The 17,930-nt window shown below is 31.7% G+C and carries 12 protein-coding genes; 11 read left to right on the plus strand and 1 reads right to left on the minus strand.

Going from position 1 to position 17,930, the window contains the following annotated elements; genetic code table 11:
• The first annotated feature begins 21 nt into the window (after nucleotides 1-21).
• From BMZ74_RS09205 to BMZ74_RS09255, 11 genes are all read left to right on the plus strand, one after another.
• Nucleotides 22-2,373 carry a glycoside hydrolase family 3 N-terminal domain-containing protein gene (locus BMZ74_RS09205; RefSeq protein WP_089861956.1) on the plus strand — a complete coding sequence of 784 codons (2,352 nt, stop codon included), beginning with the start codon at nucleotides 22-24 and terminating at the stop codon, nucleotides 2,371-2,373.
• 132 nt (nucleotides 2,374-2,505) lie between these two features.
• Complete coding sequence (gene xylF / locus BMZ74_RS09210; protein WP_089861957.1) at nucleotides 2,506-3,540, plus strand: D-xylose ABC transporter substrate-binding protein; 1,035 nt, start codon at nucleotides 2,506-2,508, stop codon at nucleotides 3,538-3,540.
• A 100-nt stretch (nucleotides 3,541-3,640) separates the two neighbouring features.
• Entirely contained in the window at nucleotides 3,641-5,170 is a 1,530-nt protein-coding gene (locus tag BMZ74_RS09215; RefSeq protein WP_089861958.1) for a xylose ABC transporter ATP-binding protein, read from the plus strand.
• Nucleotides 5,163-6,302, plus strand: coding sequence for a sugar ABC transporter permease (locus tag BMZ74_RS09220; RefSeq protein WP_089861959.1), 1,140 nt, complete (start codon nucleotides 5,163-5,165; stop codon nucleotides 6,300-6,302). Before BMZ74_RS09215 ends, BMZ74_RS09220 begins: the two co-directional genes overlap by 8 nt.
• A gap of 140 nt (nucleotides 6,303-6,442) precedes the next feature.
• Nucleotides 6,443-7,762 carry a xylose isomerase gene (gene xylA / locus BMZ74_RS09225; RefSeq protein ID WP_089861960.1) on the plus strand — a complete coding sequence of 440 codons (1,320 nt, stop codon included), beginning with the start codon at nucleotides 6,443-6,445 and terminating at the stop codon, nucleotides 7,760-7,762.
• A 289-nt stretch (nucleotides 7,763-8,051) separates the two neighbouring features.
• Nucleotides 8,052-9,347 (plus strand): ABC transporter substrate-binding protein, encoded by a 1,296-nt coding sequence (locus tag BMZ74_RS09230; protein WP_089861961.1) that lies wholly within the window; start codon nucleotides 8,052-8,054, stop codon nucleotides 9,345-9,347.
• 80 nt (nucleotides 9,348-9,427) lie between these two features.
• Entirely contained in the window at nucleotides 9,428-10,336 is a 909-nt protein-coding gene (locus tag BMZ74_RS09235; RefSeq protein ID WP_089861962.1) for a carbohydrate ABC transporter permease, read from the plus strand.
• A gap of 13 nt (nucleotides 10,337-10,349) precedes the next feature.
• Nucleotides 10,350-11,192 (plus strand): carbohydrate ABC transporter permease, encoded by an 843-nt coding sequence (locus BMZ74_RS09240; RefSeq protein ID WP_089861963.1) that lies wholly within the window; start codon nucleotides 10,350-10,352, stop codon nucleotides 11,190-11,192.
• Nucleotides 11,193-11,214: 22 nt separating this feature from the next.
• Entirely contained in the window at nucleotides 11,215-13,266 is a 2,052-nt protein-coding gene (locus BMZ74_RS09245) for an alpha-glucuronidase family glycosyl hydrolase (protein WP_089861964.1), read from the plus strand.
• Between the two features lie 56 nt (nucleotides 13,267-13,322).
• Entirely contained in the window at nucleotides 13,323-15,500 is a 2,178-nt protein-coding gene (locus tag BMZ74_RS09250) for a glycoside hydrolase family 3 C-terminal domain-containing protein (protein ID WP_089861965.1), read from the plus strand.
• A 148-nt stretch (nucleotides 15,501-15,648) separates the two neighbouring features.
• Nucleotides 15,649-17,541 carry a sialate O-acetylesterase gene (locus BMZ74_RS09255; protein WP_089861966.1) on the plus strand — a complete coding sequence of 631 codons (1,893 nt, stop codon included), beginning with the start codon at nucleotides 15,649-15,651 and terminating at the stop codon, nucleotides 17,539-17,541.
• 115 nt (nucleotides 17,542-17,656) lie between these two features.
• On the opposite strand, the gene BMZ74_RS09260 is transcribed toward BMZ74_RS09255, so the two are convergent.
• The coding region (locus tag BMZ74_RS09260) for an IS30 family transposase (protein WP_143070154.1) at nucleotides 17,657-17,930 on the minus strand (274 nt) is incomplete at its 5' end.

Below are 17,930 nucleotides of genomic sequence, written 5' to 3' on the forward strand. Positions count from 1 at the left end.
ATTAATTAAGGAGATGTTTAAATGACAAAATTTGATTTAAAAGGTTATACAGCTGCTGAAAAAGTAGAAATTTTAATAAGTGAAATGACTTTAGAAGAAAAAGTAGCCCAACTAGGTTCAGTTGGTCCTGATAAAATAATGGAAGCAGGTAAATTTTCTCAGCAAAAAGCTGAAAAATATTTAAAAAATGGAATTGGACAAATCACCAGAATAGCTGGAGCGAGTGCGCTTGAACCAGAAAAAGCTGCTGAGCTGGCTAATCAGGTACAAAAATATTTAGCTGAAGAAACACGACTTGGAATCCCAGCTCTTATTCATGAAGAATGTTTAAGTGGTTATATGGGAAAAGGAGGCACCACTTTTCCCCAATCAATTGGAATTGCCAGTAGTTGGGAACCAGAATTATTAAAAAGGCAAACAGATGTAATTAGAAAGCAGCTGCGTTCTATTGGTGCTCATCTTGCCTTATCTCCAGTTGCAGATGTAGCAAGAGATTTACGTTGGGGACGAGTGGAAGAGACTTTTGGTGAAGATCCTTATTTAGTGGCTGAGATGGTAAATGCTTACGTAGCAGGTCTGCAGGGAGAAAAATTAAGTGAAGGAATTATAGCTACTTTAAAGCATTTTGCAGGCCATAGTTATTCAGAAGGCGGCAGAAATCATGCTCCAGTTAATTTATCGGAACGGGAATTAAGAGAAACTTTTTTATTTCCTTTTGAAGCAGCAATTAAAACCGCAAAAGCTGGTTCAGTAATGAATGCTTACCATGATATAGACGGTATTCCCTGTGCTGCTTCTCGACAATTACTAACAGATATTTTGCGAGGCGAATGGGGTTTTGATGGTATAGTAGTTTCTGATTATTGGAGTATCAAAATGCTTTATAATGAACATAAAATTGCAGTTGATTTACAAGAAGCAGGTATTAAAGCCTTATCTGCTGGACTTGATATTGAGCTGCCAGAAACTGAATGTTATGGCCATAATCTAGTTAAAGCAGTAAAAGAAGGATTGATTTCCGAAAAAATTATTGATCAAGCTGTTAGTAGGCATTTGTTGACTAAATTTAAAACAAACATTTTTGAAAAACGTTATGTTAATACTGATCAAATTAATTCTCTTTTTGAAACACCAGCACAGCGTGAGTTGGCCCGGGAATCTTCTCGTAAAACAATGGTGCTGCTAAAAAATGAATCTGCTATTTTACCTCTGTCTAAACAGATCGAATCAATTGCTTTAATTGGACCATCAGCAGCTAGTACTAGAAATCTGCTGGGAGATTATGCTTACAGTGCTCATGTTGATAGCAAAGAAGATGCTGTTGATATTGTTAGTATTATGGCTGGTATAAAAGCTAAAATTTCTTCAGAAACTAAATTAAATTATGCAGCTGGTTGTAACATAATGGATCAAAATAAGGATGGTTTTAGTCAGGCTGTTAAAGCTGCCCAAGCTTCCCAAGTAGCAGTGGTAGTGGTGGGGGGAAAATCTGGTTTGTCAGGCATGGGAGAAAATGAAAATAGTGAAGATGAAGTAGTAGATTTTGAAGGAGGGGCTTTTTTAAGCGAGTTGCAGAATACTACTGATACAACCGGTGAACATCATGATCGGACATCTTTAAATCTGCCTGGTGTGCAGGAAGAGCTGGTAAAAGAAATAGTAAAAACAGGTACACCTGTAATAGTAGTATTTGTTAATGGAAGACCATTATCTAGTCAGTGGATTGCAGAAAACGCAGCAGCAATTTTAGAAGCCTGGCTGCCAGGTGAAGAAGGTGGTAATGGAGTAGCTGATATTTTATTTGGTGACTATAATCCGGGGGGGAAATTACCAGTTTCAATCCCCAAAAATGTCGGTCAGCTGCCAATTCATTACAATAGACGTCATATGTCACATTATCGTGATTATGTTTTCACAGGTAATAGGCCCTTATATCCTTTTGGATTTGGTTTAAGTTATACAGAATTTGCTTATGCTAATTTACAAATTAGTCCTCAAAAATTTTCTGGCAATAGTGAGATAACTATTCAGGCTGAAATAGAAAATATCGGGCAATGTTCTGGAACTGAGGTTGTCCAGTTATATGTACAAGATAAAATTGCTTCCTTAACCAGACCACTTAAATCATTAAAAGGTTTTAAAAGAGTTGAACTTGCAGCAGGTGAAAAAAAGCGAATATCATTTATTTTAAAAGCTGAGCAGTTGGCCTTTTACGATAAAGATATGAATCTAGTTGTTGAACCAGGTGAATTTGAATTTATGTTGGGAAGTTCTTCAACTGATATTAGATTAACTAATCTAGTAGAATTGATAGGAGATAAAATTGAGCTGACAGCCGAAAGAAATTTTTTCAGTAAAGTTAAGTTAAATTAAATTAAAGATTTAAAGTTTGATTACTTTTAGATCTTCAAACTAAATAAAGGGAGGTGATTTTAAATAGTTTAATGTTTCTTTACTTATCTATTACTTATAACTAATTATAAAAAATTAAAGGAGGAATTTTTAATGCGGAAAAGTTTAGCTATTTCAATCTTATTATGCCTATTAATTTTAGCTAGTTCAGCTTTAGTTTTAGCTCAAGATGAACTTGTAATTGGATTATCAATGGATAATTTGCGTTTAGAAAGATGGCAGCATGACCGTGATATATTTGTTGAAAAAGCAGAAGCACTGGGAGCAAAGGTGCTTGTCCAGTCAGCTAATGGTGATGATATGGTTCAATTATCTCAGGCTGAAAATTTAATTACTCAAGGTATTGATGTTTTAGTAGTAGTTCCTCATAATGGAAAAGTTATGGGAAGTATTGTAAGAGAAGCTCATGCTAATGATGTTCCAGTACTTGCCTATGATAGAATGCTAATGGACTGTGACGTTGATTATTACCTGTCTTTTGATAATGTTAGAGTAGGAGAATTACAGGCTCAATTTTTAATAGATAGACAACCTAGTGGAAAGTATTTTTTATTAGGTGGTTCTCCAACTGATAATAATGCAAAATTATTTAGAGAAGGTCAGATGAATATTATACAGCCTTATATTGATCAAGATAAAATAGAAATTGTAGGTGATCAATGGGCAAAGGATTGGCTGCCTCAAGAGGCTTTAAGTATTATTGAAAATGCTCTCACAGCTAACAATAATGATATTGATGTAATTGTAGCTTCTAATGATAGTACAGCAGGTGGGGCAATTGAAGCTTTAGCAGAACAAGGACTGGCTGGCAAAGTCTTAGTTTCAGGTCAGGATGCAGATTTAGCTGCTTGTCAAAGAATTGTTGAAGGAACTCAAACAATGACTATTTATAAACCAATTAATAATATTGCAACTCGTGGAGCAGAAATAGCAGTTAATATTGCTAAGGGAAATGATATTAAAACAAATGGGGCAATTAATAATGGTAAATATGATGTTCCTTCTGTTTTATTAACTCCAATCCAGGTTCACCAGGCAAATATGGTAAAAACAGTTATAGCAGATGGATTTCATTCAATGGAAGAAGTTTATAAAAATATTCCTCAGTCAGAATGGCCAGCAGAGTAATTTAAAATAAAATTTAATAAAAGGAGCTTTATTGCTCCTTTTATTAAAACATTAAACTATAGTAATTAGTATTATTTATTAAAGAAAGGAGTTGTTATATTTGCCTGATATTTTATTGGAGACAAAAAATATTATTAAAGATTTTCCAGGAGTACGAGCATTGGACAATATTTCTTTGAAAATTATGAGCAACCAGATTCATGCTCTTTGTGGTGAAAATGGAGCTGGAAAGTCAACTTTAATTAAAGTTTTAAGTGGGGTTTATCCTGCTGGCAGTTATCAAGGCCAGATCTTAATTGAAGGTCAGGAAGTAAATTTCGAAAACATTCATCAGGCGGAAGCAAATGGAATTGCTGTTATTCATCAGGAACTAACATTATTTAAAGATTTAAATGTCGCTGAAAATATATTTATGGGTAATGAAATAGCTCGTGCTGGTTATATTAATTGGAATCAGATGTATGCTGAAACACAAAAATGGTTAACTAAACTCAAGCTGGAAGATGTAAAACCGACTACTAGAGTAGGAGATTTGGGAGTTGGCAAACAGCAGTTAATTGAAATTGCCAAAGCTCTGGTTAAAAATTCTCGTTTGCTAATTTTAGATGAACCGACTGCATCTTTAACTGACAATGAAGTTGAATTATTAATGGATATTTTACGTGATTTAAAAAATGATGGAGTAACCTGTATTTATATATCTCATAAATTAAATGAAGTTTTTGAAATAGCTGACTATATATCTGTTTTAAGGGATGGAGAATATATAGGAGGGGATAATAAATCAAGTTTAGATGAACGTGAAATTGTTAAAATGATGGTAGGACGTTCAATTGAAAATATGTATCCTCAAAAAAACAATCAAGCTGGAAAGGAAATTTTAAAAGTTGATGGTTTAACTTTAAGTAATTGGGATAATAAAGAAATAGTTGAAAATATTAATTTTACTCTTCATCAAGGAGAAATTTTAGGTATTTTTGGTTTGATAGGAGCAGGTCGGACTGAGATAGCTAATACTTTATTTGGTTATTGGCCTGGACAAAAGTCTGGTAATGTTTATTTAAATGGAAATGAGTTGAATATTGATTCTCCCCGAGAAGCATTAAATAATGGAATTGCTCTTGTTTCTGAAGATCGGAAAAGGTTTGGGATAATGCCGCCAATGAGTGTTAAAGAGAATATTACTATTTCTTTTCTAAAAAGGTTTAAGCAGATGCTTGTAATTGATCAAAATCAAGAAATTATTCAAGCAAGTGAATTGGTAAACCAGCTGCGGATTAAAACTGCTTCTTTAAATACTAAAATTGTTAATTTAAGTGGTGGCAATCAGCAAAAAGTTATTTTGGCCAAAAATCTTTTAGAAACGCCTGCTGTTTTAATTTTAGATGAACCAACTAGAGGAATTGATGTTGGAGCTAAACAAGAAATTTATGGATTAATGAAAAATTTTGCTGAAAATAGCATGGGAATAATTATGATTTCTTCTGAGCTCCCTGAAGTACTTGGAATGAGTGATCGTATACTAGTTATGCATGAAGGAAAAATAACTAAAGAATTTGCTAATCAGAATAAAAATGTTAGTCAGGAAGAAATAATGGTTTATGCTACAGGAGGGAAAATAGATGGCTGAAAAGAGAAAAATTGAGTTTGATCTTAGAACTTATATGATGATAATTGCTTTAGTTTCAATCTGGATTATTTTTACAATTACTACTGGAGGATCTTTTTTGACTCCCCGAAATATTTCTAACCTCTTTCGGCAATCAGTATTTACTTCTATGCTGGCCATAGGGATGGTTTTAGTTATTATTATGGGGCACATTGATTTATCAGTTGGTTCTATTGTTGGTCTGGCAGGAGGAATTGTAGCTATTTTTGATGTCTGGCAGGGCATGAATCCCCTCTTATCAATTGGGATTACTTTACTGTTGGGATTAATTATGGGGTTATGGAATGGTTGGTGGACTGCCTATCGCAATGTACCTTCTTTTATAGTAACTTTGGGGGGCTTGTTGATTTTTAGAGGGATTCTGGTTGGAATTACCCGGGGAACAACTATTGGACCAATGGGAGATCTTTTTTATTACCTGGGAAAAGGCTATTTAAGTAAAGAATTTGGAATAATTTTTGCAATAATTGCTGCAGTTATAATTATTTTTATTCAGTGGAATGGACGCCGTAATAAACTAAAATATAACTTTGAAGTGTTACCTTTAAAGTTGGAAATAATACGAATAATTGCTTCTGTAGCTTTATTAATAATTTTTATTTTAGTTTTAAATGCTTATCGTGGTATTCCTGTACCATTACTTGTCTTGACTGTATTTTTAGCTTTATTTTCTTTTATTACTAATAAAACAATATTTGGCCGCCATATTTATGCAATTGGTGGTAATACTGATGCTGCTCGATTATCTGGTATTAATATAAAACAAATTACTTTATTTGTTTTTATGATCAATGGTTTGATGGCTTCTCTAGGAGGTATTTTCTTAACTTCGCGTTTAAATGCTGCTTCTGTAGCAGCTGGTGATGGAGCAGAACTTGATGCAATTGCAGCTTGTGTAATTGGTGGTGCTAGTCTAGCTGGCGGTATTGGTCGAGTAGGAGGGGCAGTAGTTGGGGCTATAGTTATGTCCAGCCTTGATAACGGAATGAGTTTAATGAATGTAGAAAATTTCTGGCAGTCAATAATTAAAGGTTTAATTTTAATTCTGGCAGTCTGGATTGATATGACAACTAAAAATAAGGAATTAAGTTAAAAAATAAAAAAATTGAAAATTTAAGCAGGATATCCCTATTTAGTCTAGAATAATATAAATAGTATTAATTTAATACTTAAATTAATACTTAAATTAATTTTCAGGAATGATAAATCTTAAAATAAAGTGGAGGTAATAATATGGAAAATGTTTTTGAAAAATTTGAAAAAGTTAAATATGAAGGCCCTGATTCCAATAATCCCCTGGCTTTTAAATACTATAACCCTGAGGAAGAGATTGCTGGTAAAACAATGGAAGATCATTTAAAATTTTCTGTTGCCTACTGGCATACTTTTTCAGCTACTGGTGATGATCCTTTTGGGGCAGGAACAAGAGTTTATCCCTGGGCTGAAATTAGTGATCCGGTTGAAAGAGCAAAAGCTAAGGCTGAAGGTGCCTTTACTTTTATGGAAAAGCTGGGAGCACCTTATTTCTGCTTTCATGATCGAGATATAGCTCCAGAAGGTTCTACAGTTAAAGAAAGTTATGCTAATTTAGATGCAGTTGTTGAAGTGATAGAAGAAAAAATGTCAGAAACAGGAATAAAATTACTCTGGGGAACTGCAAATATGTTTACTCATCCTCGTTTTATGAATGGGGCTGCTACTTCTCCAAATGCTGATATTTTTGCTTTTGCAGCAGCTCAGGTAAAAAAAGCTATGGAAATTACCCAAAAATTAGGGGGAGAAAATTATGTTTTCTGGGGTGGTAGAGAAGGCTATGAAACTTTACTTAATACAAATATGGCTCTGGAACAGGATAATTTAGCTCGTTTTTTAGAAATGGCAGTTGATTATAAAGAAAAAATAGGGTTTAAAGGGCAGCTATTAATTGAACCAAAACCTAAAGAACCAACCAAACATCAATATGATTTTGATGTTGCTAATGTAGTTGCATTTTTGAGAAAGTATAATTTGGATAAACATTTTAAGGTTAATATTGAAGCAAATCATGCAACTTTAGCTGGACATACTTTTGAGCATGAGCTGCATTATGCTAGAATTAATGATATGTTAGGAAGTGTTGATGCCAATCAGGGAGATTTACTATTAGGCTGGGATACTGATCAATTCCCTACTAATATTTATGTGACAACTCTTGCTATGTATGAAATTTTAAAGAATGATGGGCTTGGTTCTGGAGGTCTAAACTTTGATGCTAAAGTTCGACGTCCATCTTTTGAAATGAAAGATCTTCTGCATGGGCATATTGCAGGAATGGATACTTTTGCTAAAGGCTTAAAAATTGCCAGCAAAATGTTAGCTGATAATTATTTTGAAGATTTTATTGATGAAAGATATTCTAGTTATAAAGAAGGAATTGGAGCTAAGATAGTTAAACAAGAAATTGGATTTGATGGATTAGCAGATTATGCTTTAGAAATGGGTTCAATAAAAAATAGTTCAGGTCGTCAGGAAGTATTGGAAGCAAAACTTAATCAATATATACTTAATAATTAAGTTTTTGTTTAAATAGCAGAATAAGGAAATCCTATTGGCATCATGATGCCAATAGGATTTAAATAAAAAATTTCTTCTGCAGTTTAACTGATATGTTAGTAATATTAATATACTAAAGTAATTATAAAAAACACTAAAAGTTTTTTTGGGATAAAAAGTCTTAATTTTTGAATTAGTTTTATTTAATTTTCAATTAAGAATTAAATAAATAAAATTGGTTAGATAAAAATATTAGGAATATTTATATAATTAACTTTAATCATATTTATCAAAAAATGGAGGTAAAAAAATGATTTTTAAAAAAAGTCCACTTATTGTATTAGTAATGATTTTATTAGTTTTAGTTTCAACTAGTTTTTCTGTAGGAGCTAAAGATAAAAAGATAAAGTTAAGAATCTCCTGGTGGGGTTCTGAGACTAGACACACAGCTACTTTAAAAGCAATTGAATTATATGAGCAAGAAAATCCTAACATTGATCTTGTACCTGAATATTCTGGTTTTGATGGTTATAGAAATAAATTAATGTCTCAAGTAACTGCAGGAAATGCACCTGATATTTTTACAACTGTTATGGAATGGTATCCAGACTTATTAGAGCTTAATGGATTAACAGATATCACAGGTATGGTTGATGTTAGTGGACATAATTCTAAATATGTTGAAGCTTGTTCTATGAATGGTAAAATGTATGGAGTTAATTTATCTGTTAATGGTATGGTATTAAATCAAAACAAAACATTACTATCCAAATTAGATATTGAACCATTGCAAACTCCATATACTTGGGAAGATATGAAAAATAAGTTCATTGAAGTATACAAGAAATCAGACGGTAAAATTTATGGTGCACCAGATTGGTCAACTATAAAAAATGGCATGGGTTTTGATATCTTTAAATATTTTGGTTATGCTAAATTAAATAAAAAAGGTGCCTTTCCTTTTAATAATAAAGAACTAACTTTTGATGAACAAGATCTGAAAGAATTTTATGCTTATTTTAAAGAGTTAAGAGATAGCAATGCTGTCGCTCCTACTGCTATTTCATCTTTAAATGATTTTTCTGCTAATTCTCTGTTAATTAGAGGTACTGTTGCTTTTGAAATAAATTATACAGGTACTTTTGGTAGATATCAAGATCAGACTAATGACAATTTAAATATGTTGCCTCTTCCCCTTGGTCCAAATGGTGAATCAGGCGATTTAGCAAGACCAGGTTTGATTTTTTCAGTAGCCAAAAATTCTGAACATCCAAAAGAAGCGGCTAAATTTATTGAATGGTTTACAACAAGTCCAGAAGCAGCTAAAGTTTTAAAAACATCACGTGGTGTATTACCTACTACTTCCCAAAGAGAAGCTTTATTGAGAAATTCGGATAGTCTAAGCGAAAATGATACTAAAGTAATTGAAGTAGTAAATAAAATATTAGAAAGAAAGCTTAAACTTGCTTATGCAGGGCCATCAGGCTATGGCGATATGGCTTTAAACTTATTTCCTGAATATGGTCAACGAATAGGTTATGGTCAAATGAGTGTAGCTGAAGCTGCTCATAAATTAATGCAGGAAATTAATGATATGGGAAACTAAAGTTATTTTATTAGTCTATTTTGATTTGGGAGATTTAAATCTCCCAAATCATTGATTATTTTTTAAAAAGGAATGATAATATGAGGTCTAAACTAAGTAATCTACAATTAAGGAAAAAATTTGATAGTAAAGAAGCTGTGGCAGCTTTTGTCTTTCTCGCCCCTTGGTTAATAGGAATTCTCGTCTTTACATTATGGCCGTTTTTAGAATCAGTAATTATGTCTTTTCAAAAAACAAATCTAAGGACTAGTAGTTTTATCGGTTTAAATAATTACATTCACCTTTTACATGACCGTAAATTTATTAAATCTATTCTGGTTACCTTAAAATATGTAATTATTTCAGTTCCACTTAAGCTTGCTTTTGCTTTATTTATTGCTATGTTATTAAAAGATAATATTAAAGGAGTAGGTATTTTTAGAAGTGCACTTTACTTACCTTCACTGATTGGAGCAAGTGTTGCTATAGCAGCAATGTGGACCCAGTTGTTTGGCTATTCTGGTTTGATTAATAATGTTTTAAATATTTTTGGAATTCGTGGTAAACCATGGATTTCAAGCCCTGATACGGCCTTGTATGTTTTGATAGTTTTAGCAGTCTGGCAATTTGGCTCTTCAATGGTTATTTTTATTTCTGGACTCAAAAATATACCTACTTCATTATATGAGGCTGCTAGAGTTGATGGAGCAAGTAAATTTCAGAGCTTTTTTAAGATAACATTACCTATGTTATCACCAATTATTTTATTTAATTTTGTTTTACAAACTATTAATTCTTTTCAAGTTTTTACCCAGGCTTTTATTATCACAAAAGGTGGACCAATGAATGAAACTTTATTTACTGTTTTGCATATTTATAATACTGCATTTACAAGATTAGAAATGGGATATGCAAGTGCTATGTCCTGGACTTTATTATTTATTATAGCAATTTTTACTGGATTGATATTTTTATCAGCTAAGCACTGGGTATATTATGAAAGTGAATAGGAGAGGAGATAAAATGAAAAACAGAAAACTTTATTTTAAATATATATTTTTGATATTATTTACAATATTTATGTTATATCCAATGTTCTGGTTGTTTTTTAGTAGTGTTAAACCGAATAATGAAATTTTTACAGGTATTAGACTAATACCAAAAGGAACCTGGCAGTGGGAAAATTATATTAATGGTTGGTCGGCACTTCCCCAGCATACGTTTGGGACTTTTTTTAAAAATTCATTTTTTGTTGTAATTCTAGTTGTAATCGGAACTATATTTAGTACAACTATGGCTGGGTATGCATTTGCCAGACTTAATTTTCCTTTTAAGAAAATTTTATTTGCTATATTATTAGGGACATTAATGCTTCCCCAGCAGGTTTTGATGATACCACGTTACGTATTATTTTCACGTTTTGGTTGGATAAATTCTTATCTTCCTTTAGTAGTACCAGCCATTGCAGCTCAATTTGCAGGAGGATTTTTTATCTATCTAATGGTACAGTTTATTCGCGGTATTCCAAGAGAAATCGATGAGGCAGCTAGAATAGATGGCTGTGGTTACTTTGCTATTTTTTGGTATGTTATATTACCGAATACTAAACCAGCTATTTTTAGTGTAGGTTTGTTTGCTTTTATGTGGTCCTGGAATGATTTTTTGAATCAATTATTATATATTAATGATGTTGGTAAGTTTACAGTTCCACTTGGTTTAAGATTATTTTTAGATAATACAGCTGCTGTTAGTTGGGGATCATTATTTGCTATGTCCTTATTAGCTTTATTACCAAGTATAACTCTGTTTTTCTTTGCTCAGAGATATTTTGTTGAAGGAATAGCAACCACAGGGGTTAAGGGTTAGATTGTTGAAGGAGGATTATAGAATGGATACAGGAAAGAATTACTCTGCAGCCTGGTTAAAGTATCAACTATTAGAACAGGATTATCGAGAAAAGTATGCTGATCTATTTAGCGATATTTATTTAGAAATTAATGATCAGAAAATAAAAAAATCAATAATTGAAGAATTAGAATTAGCAATTGGAAATTTATTTAACAAAAAAGTTAATTTTGTATCTGAGCCAGAATCAGCTAAACTTTGTATTGTTGATTTTAAAAATAATATAATAAAAAATGATAATAAAATTAAAAAACTAAATAATGATCAAAAAAAAGATGCATTTTTATTAGTTAACAAAGATAATAGACTAATTTTAGCCGCTAAAAATTCTAATTCTAAACTTTATGGATTGTTCAAAATTTTTGAACTGTTGAAACTAAAAAAAGATTTAAAAAACATTCATTTATTTAAGCAAGCAGCAAATAATATTAGAATGTTAAATCATTGGGATAATCTAGATGGTAGTATTGAACGCGGCTATGCAGGTAAATCAATTTTCTATAAAGATAATAAATTAAGAAAAAAATTAACAAGAATTAAAGACTATGCTCGTTTATTAGCTTCAGTAGGAATTAATTCTATTTCAATTAATAATGTTAATGTGTTTGAAGAAGAAACAAAGTTAATTTCAGAAAAATTTGATTTAGTAAAGAAAATATATCATATATTTTCAGCTTATGGGATCAAAATCTTTCTTAGCATTAATTATGCTTCTCCAATGGAAATTTCTAACATAAAAACTGCCGATCCTTTGGCAGATCAAGTTATTAACTGGTGGCAAAATAAAGTTAAAAAAATATATGAAGAGATTCCTGATTTTGGTGGCTTTTTAGTTAAAGCTGATTCTGAAGGAAGGCCAGGACCATTTACTTATGGTAGAAATCATGCAGAAGGGGCAAATATGTTAGCTGAAGCGCTAGAGCCCTATGGCGGCATCTTAATCTGGCGTTGTTTTGTCTATAATTGCCAGCAGGATTGGCGTGATTATAAAACCGATCGTGCAAAAGCAACTTATGATAATTTTAAGTATTTAGATGGTGAATTTAATGATAATGTAATTTTACAAATCAAAAATGGTCCAATGGATTTTCAGGTCAGAGAACCTGTTACTCCACTTTTTGGTGCAATGCCGAAAACTAATCAGCTACTTGAACTGCAAATTACTCAAGAATATACTGGTCAGCAAAAAGATCTTTGTTATTTGATTCCTCAATGGAAAGAAATTTTAGATTTTGATACTTATGCTAAAGGTAAAGAATCTCAAGTAAAAAAAATTATTTCAGGTGATATGTTTAGTCAAACAAACACTGGTTTTGCTGCAGTAGTTAATGTTGGAGATGATTACAACTGGACCGGTCACGACCTGGCTCAAGCAAATTTATATGGTTATGGCAGGTTAGCCTGGGAGCCGAGTCTTACAGCTGAAATAATTACTAAAGAATGGATTGGTTTAACTTATACAGATGATCCAGAAGTTTTATCAACTATTTCAGAAATGTTACTTTCATCCTGGTCAATTTATGAAAACTACACAGTTCCTTTAGGAATTGGCTGGATGGTAAATCCTGATCATCATTATGGTGTTAATGTGGATGGCTATGAGTATTCACGTTGGGGAACTTATCATCGAGCTAATCACTTTGGAATAGGTGTTGATAGAAGTGTTAAAACTGGAACAGGCTATACTGGTCAATATTTTGAAGAAAATGCTGAAATGTATGAATCAATGGCAAGCTGTCCTGATGAGCTACTACTGTTTTTTCATCATGTTCCATACACATATATGTTAAGTTCAGGCAAAACACTAATTCAACATATTTATGATAGTCATTTTGCTGGAGTAGAAGGAGTAGAAAGATTGCAGATTTTGTGGAAAGGTTTAGCTGATAAAATTGATGCTAAAGTTTATAACAATGTAAAAAATCGTCTAAAACTGCAATTAGAAAATTCTATAGAATGGCGAGATAGAGTAAATACTTACTTTTATAGAATTTCTTCTATTGCGGATGAATATAATAGAAAAATATATAAATAAACAAATTAAATTTAAATAATTATGATTTAAAATTAATATTTATTTTGGAGGTAATTATGCAAGAAAAATTTAAAGATGAAAGTTTACCGTTAGAAGACAGAGTTGATGATCTATTAACTAGAATGAGTTTAAAAGAAAAAGTAAGACAAATGCTTTATTACTCTGCAGCTGTTGAAAGACTTGATATTAAAGAATATAACTGGTGGAATGAATGTTTGCATGGAGTCGCAAGAGCTGGAACTGCCACAGTTTTTCCCCAGGCAATAGGAATGGCTGCTTCCTTTAATGAGCATCTTTTGTGTGAAGTTGCAGACACCATTGCAGATGAAGCTCGAGCTAAATATAATGAAGCAGTTAAACATGATGATAGAGCTATTTATAAAGGTTTAACTTTTTGGACACCAAACATAAATATTTTTCGGGATCCTCGCTGGGGCAGAGGGCAAGAGACTTATGGAGAAGATCCTTATTTAACAGGACGTTTGGGGGTTGCTTTTATTAAAGGTCTTCAAGGAGATCATCCTCAATATCTTAAAGCTGCTGCTTGTGCAAAGCATTTTGCTGTTCACAGTGGCCCAGAAAATGAAAGGCATGAATTCGATGCTAAGGTTAGTAAAAAAGATTTAAGAGAAACCTATTTGCCCGCTTTTCGCGATGCAGTTAAAGAAGGTAAAGTAGAAGCAGTAATGGGAGCTTATAATAGAGTTAATGGTGAGCCTGCCTGTGCTAGTGAAGAACTGATGATAAAAATTTTACGTGATGAATGGGAATTTGAAGGTCATTATGTATCTGACTGTGGTGCGATTAAAGATATTTATGAAAACCATCAGGTAGTAAATTCTCCAGAAGAAGCAGCTGCATTAGCAATTAATAGAGGTTGTGATCTTAATTGTGGCAGTGTTTATGCTAATATTGAAATAGCTCTAGAAAAAGGTCTTTTAACTGAAGAAACAATAAATAAATCAGTAAGAAGGTTGTTAAAAACTAGATTTAAGTTGGGCATGTTTGATTCTGAAGCAAAGGTTCCATTTAATAAAATTCCTTATAAAGTTAATGATAGCAATAAAAATCATAAACTAGCTCGCAAAGTTGCCTGTGAGTCAATAGTTATGTTGAAAAATGAATCTGATATTTTACCAATTGATAGAGAAAAAATTAATTCAATTGCAGTTATCGGGCCTAATGCTGATAGTAGAAAAGTTTTGGTTGGTAATTATAGTGGTTTAGCTTCTAAATATGTAACTTTATTAGATGGGATTAGAAATGCTGTTTCTGATCAGACCAGGATCTATTATGCACAAGGTTGTGATTTAAAAACTACCCAACCCTCTAGCTGGGGAAATCAACCTGATTCTGGATTTGCAGAGGCAGTTACTATAGCGGAAAAATCAGATTTAGTAATTTTTTGTCCAGGTATTTCACCAGAACTTGAAGGAGAAGAAGGCGCAGTTGCTAATTCAGATGGCGGTGGTGATAAATTAGAACTTAAACTTCCAGGAATGCAAGAAAAACTGCTTGAAGCTCTAGTTTCTACAGGTAAAAAAATCATTACTGTGGTAACTAATGGTAGTCCAGTTGAACTGAATTTAATTTCTAAAAAATCAACTGCAATATTAGAAGCTTGGTATCCTGGTCAAGAAGGTGGAAATGCAGTAGCTGATATTTTATTTGGTGTTTATAACCCTTCTGGACGTTTACCTGTAACTTTTGTTAAGTCAATGGCAGATTTACCTAACTTTAAAGATTATAGTATGCAAAATAGAACATATAGATTTATGAGAAAAAAACCACTATATCCATTTGGATTTGGTTTGAGTTACACTAACTTTAAGTATCAAAATTTATCTATTTCCGAGACTGAAATTGACATTGATTATTCTGATAAAATCAAAGTAAATGTAGAGATTGAGAATGTGGGTAATAAATCTGGATCTGAAATAATTCAGCTGTATTTAAAAAATACTACTGCGCCTAAAACAGCCCCTAAATATGAATTGCAAGGTATAAAAAAAGTTGAATTAGCTGTTAGTGAGAAGAAAATAGTCTCTTTTGATTTAAAGCCAAGACAATTTGCTTTAATTGATGATGAAGGAAGCGCTATTTTGCATCCTGGAAAATATGAAATTTATATTGGCGGTTCTCAGCCAGATCAATATAGTCAAAAATTAACTTCAAGTAATATAGTAAGTAAAGATATTAAGATTACTGGAAAACCTAAAGAACTGGAGTATTAAAGTTATTTTAGATTAGTTAAAAATTAAAGAAGTTTTCTTATTTATTAAGTTAGCTTCTTTTTTCTGCTCTTTAAATCTGACAAGTAAAGTTTAATAAATATTGGGAAGATATTATTATACTAGCAATTTAACTAAGAAGGGATAATAAATGATTGATCATTTTGATAATAAAAAAGGCAAAATTAGATTACCAGCTTTAATTTCTAATGGAATGATTTTACAAAGAAATAAAAAAGTTAAAATTTGGGGATGGGCACCTCCTTATCTAAAAATGAAGCTAGAGTTTAAAAATATAAATTATCATGTTACTGCTGATAAAGATGGTAAGTGGTCCCTTATAATCGCCCCCCAATCAGCTGGTGGTCCATATGAGTTAAAATTAACTTCTTCATTAGAAACTATAATAGTTAATGATATTTTCGTGGGAGAGGTTTGGCTATGCTCTGGTCAGTCTAATATGGAATTACCAATGCGGAGGGTTAAGGATACTTATCCTGAAATAATAAAAAATTTTGAAACTAGTAAAATTAGAGAATTCAAAATACCAATTTCTTATAATTTTTCTCAAAAGAATGATGATTTTAAAAATGCGTTCTGGAAAAAGTTAGATCATAAAACTATTTATGAATTTTCTGCAGTTGCACTTTTTATAGCTAAAAAATTAAAAAATGAATTAGGAATTCCAATTGGAATTATCAATGCAAGTGTGGGAGGATCTCCAATAGAAGCCTGGGTTAGTAAAAAATCATTGCATGGATTTCCTCAATATCTTAATTTGGCTGATAAATTTTCTGATCAAAATTATATAAAAAAAGTTGAACAAAAAAACATTTATTTTGAATCTAAGTGGTATAAAAAGTTGTATCATTTAGATGAAGGATTAAATGGAGAACCTGCTTTTTTTAAGCAAAGTTATAATGATTCTAGTTGGTTAGAGGTAAATTTACCGGCTGATTTTAGTGAAATTAATTTTTTGAATAAAAATGGTGTAATCTGGTTTAGAAAGTATTTTTATCTTAGTGATGAGTTAGCCAAAAAAAAGGCAAAACTATGGCTAGGAAGAATTGTAGATGCAGATACAGTTTATATTAACAATAAAAGAATTGGGTCTGTTACTTATCAGTATCCCCCCAGAAAATATGAGATACCGAAAAAGTTATTAAAGCGAGGCAAAAATTTAATTGCAGTTCGCGTGGTTATAAAAAAGGGACAAGGTGAATTTGTTAAAGATAAACCATATAAAATAATTTTTTCGGACCAAGATATTTCTTTAGAGGGTAAATGGAAGTATAAAATTGCTGCAACTATAGAAGAATTAAAGGAAAGCACTTTTATTCAATGGCACCCAACTGGACTTTTCAATGCTATGATAGCCCCATTGTTTAATTATACTATCAAAGGCATTTTCTGGTATCAAGGCGAATCTAATACTAAACATGCTGAAGAATACAGGCAACTATTTCCTAGGATGATAACTGAGTGGCGGAAAGGTTTTGCTGATCTTAAATTACCATTTATTTATGCGCAATTACCTGAATTTGGTTCTGCAAAGCAAGGAAATAAATTTGGTTGGGCCAATTTTAGAAATGTTCAGCGGGAAGCACTTAAATTGAATAACACTGCAATGACAGTTAACTTAGGTTTAGGTGAGTGGAATGATTTACATCCTTTAAATAAAGCTGGAATAGCTGAAAGATTTTTTTTGGCAGCATTAAATATAGCTTATAATAAAAGCATTATATATAGTGGACCAGATGTTTCTGAAGTTAAAAAATCTGAAAACAAAATTATTATTTCTTTTAATAATATAGGAAAGGGATTAAAAATAAGAGGTGATCATTTACAGGGATTTGAAATTGCTGATGTTAATAGAGAGTATAAAAAAGCAGAAGCAGTATTAGATGGAGACCTGGTTTTATTATGGCATAAAGATATTGAAAATCCTAAATATTTTCGTTATGCCTGGCAGGATAATCCAGCTGCTGCCAATTTGTATAATAGTCTTGACTTGCCAGTGGGAACTTTTGCAATAGAATTATAAAAAATATTAGCTTGTTTAGTATAATTTGAATTTAAAAAATAACTTAAATTGCAATATTAAATGCAACACTCATAGAAAAACCTAGTGTTATAAAGTATATTAAAGTTAAAACTATTTATAAACTGTTAATGATAGATTGAAGTTCTTTTTGGAATAATTCATCTGGAGTAAAATAATTCAATAATTTTCTTGGATAATTATTACACCAGTTTTGTATTTTCTGAATTTGCTTTTCTGTATATTTACTTATTTGTTCTCCTTTAGGGATAAATCTTCTAATGAGACCATTATGTCTTTCATTAGTGCCTCTTTCCCAGGCTGAATAGGGATGAGCATAGTAAACATCAATATCATGATTATGTAAATTAGCAAATTCAGTTCCATTATCA

Origin of the sequence: Halanaerobium salsuginis (assembly GCF_900114545.1) — a bacterium.
Taxonomy (GTDB): Bacteria; Bacillota; Halanaerobiia; order Halanaerobiales; family Halanaerobiaceae; genus Halanaerobium; species Halanaerobium salsuginis.

Bases quoted from the DNA above. Each gene is read 5' to 3' on its own strand.
- xylA (WP_089861960.1), top strand. From the start codon at position 6,443: ATGGAAAATGTTTTTGAAAAATTTGAAAAAGTTAAATATGAAGGCCCT.
- xylF (WP_089861957.1), top strand. From the start codon at position 2,506: ATGCGGAAAAGTTTAGCTATTTCAATCTTATTATGCCTATTAATTTTA.
- BMZ74_RS09240 (WP_089861963.1), top strand. From the start codon at position 10,350: ATGAAAAACAGAAAACTTTATTTTAAATATATATTTTTGATATTATTT.
- BMZ74_RS09220 (WP_089861959.1), top strand. From the start codon at position 5,163: ATGGCTGAAAAGAGAAAAATTGAGTTTGATCTTAGAACTTATATGATG.
- BMZ74_RS09235 (WP_089861962.1), top strand. From the start codon at position 9,428: ATGAGGTCTAAACTAAGTAATCTACAATTAAGGAAAAAATTTGATAGT.
- BMZ74_RS09230 (WP_089861961.1), top strand. From the start codon at position 8,052: ATGATTTTTAAAAAAAGTCCACTTATTGTATTAGTAATGATTTTATTA.
- BMZ74_RS09205 (WP_089861956.1), top strand. From the start codon at position 22: ATGACAAAATTTGATTTAAAAGGTTATACAGCTGCTGAAAAAGTAGAA.
- BMZ74_RS09245 (WP_089861964.1), top strand. From the start codon at position 11,215: ATGGATACAGGAAAGAATTACTCTGCAGCCTGGTTAAAGTATCAACTA.
- BMZ74_RS09250 (WP_089861965.1), top strand. From the start codon at position 13,323: ATGCAAGAAAAATTTAAAGATGAAAGTTTACCGTTAGAAGACAGAGTT.
- BMZ74_RS09255 (WP_089861966.1), top strand. From the start codon at position 15,649: ATGATTGATCATTTTGATAATAAAAAAGGCAAAATTAGATTACCAGCT.